Raw genomic sequence first — 1,294 nt, forward strand, 5'->3', positions numbered from 1 at the left:
GGACCGGGGGCATCGGCCAGTGGGGGCGGTCGGCGTCCCGGAGGGCTGCCGAGCGTACCGCCGCCAGCTGCCGCTCCACCTCGGCGAAGTGGTCCGGGGCGAGCGGACCCCAGCTCAGCGCTGCCGCGTTCTCCTCGACCTGGGCGACGGTACGGGCGCCGGGGATCGGCACCGCGCGGCCGCTGCGCGCCCAGATCCACCCGATCGCCCCCTGCGCGAGGGTACGGCCGTCGGCGGTCAACGCGTCGCGGACGGCACCGACCCGGCGCAGCCACTCCGGGGCGGGCCGGCCGCTGCGGAACCACTCCAGCCAGGTCGGCCCGAGTCCGCGTACGTCGTCGCGGGGCAGCGTCGACTCCGGCGTGTACTTGCCGGTGAGCAGCCCCATCCCGAGCGGTCCCCGGGCCAGGCTGGCCAGGTCGTGCTTGTCGCAGGCGTCGAGCATGGCCGGGGCGTCGCGGAGCACCGACAGCGCGTGCTGCACGGCGGCGGCGCCCCGGGCGACCTGGGCGAACGCGGCGGCCCGGTCGGCCCGGTCGGTACTCCAGCCGTACCCCCGGATCAGGCCGTCGTCCATCAGGTCGTCGAGCGTGCCGATGAGCGCCTCGGCCCGGGGCAGCGGCAGGTCACCGAGGTGCAGCTGGTAGAGGTCGATGTGGTCGGTGCCCAGCCGGCGCAGCGAGTCGGTCACCGCCCGGCGCAGGTAGTGCGGCGAGGCGTTCTCCCCGGTGGCCTGCCGGGCGCTCTCGTCGAACGTGTAACCGAACTTCGTGGCGATCACGGCCTCGCCGCGCCGCCCGGCGAGCGCCCGGCCGAGCACCCGCTCGCCGTGCCCGGCGCCGTACGTGTCGGCGGTGTCGAACAGCGTGACACCGAGGTCGAGCGCGCGGCGGATCGCGCGTACCGACTCGTCGTCGTCGACCTGGCCCCAGCCCAGCGGGCGGGCGCCCTCGGCCCAGGGGCCGCCGATGGCCCAGCACCCCATACCGAGGGCGCTCACCTCGATGCCGCTGCGCCCCAACTGTCGCTTGTCGACTGCCACCGCCGCATCCTGTCATCTTCCCGGCGATCGCGGGCCGGTTCGTAGCCGAAGAGTCCGGGCGCGATCACGCCGCGTGACGCCAGGCGGTGGACGGTCGCGGTGAACGCGTTATGCCTGAGAGTCATAAATATGGGTCTTGTGACGGATGTGTGGGTCGGGTGTTCATGGGCGGGGTAGTTCGGGTCGGTGGCCGCCGAGGCTGAGCATGGCCATGGCAATGAGGGCTTCGGATGAGTGGAAGCCGAAGGCCAT

1 protein-coding gene is annotated in these 1,294 nt (G+C 73.7%); it reads right to left on the bottom strand.

Annotation, left to right across the window (positions count from 1 at the left end):
• On the bottom strand, window positions 1-985 hold a 985-nt coding region (locus BAW75_RS08575; protein ID WP_208635208.1), incomplete at its 3' end, for an aldo/keto reductase.
• Window positions 986-1,294 lie beyond the last annotated feature (309 nt).

Origin of the sequence: Micromonospora chalcea (genome assembly GCF_002926165.1) — a bacterium.
GTDB lineage: Bacteria > Actinomycetota > Actinomycetes > Mycobacteriales > Micromonosporaceae > Micromonospora > Micromonospora chalcea.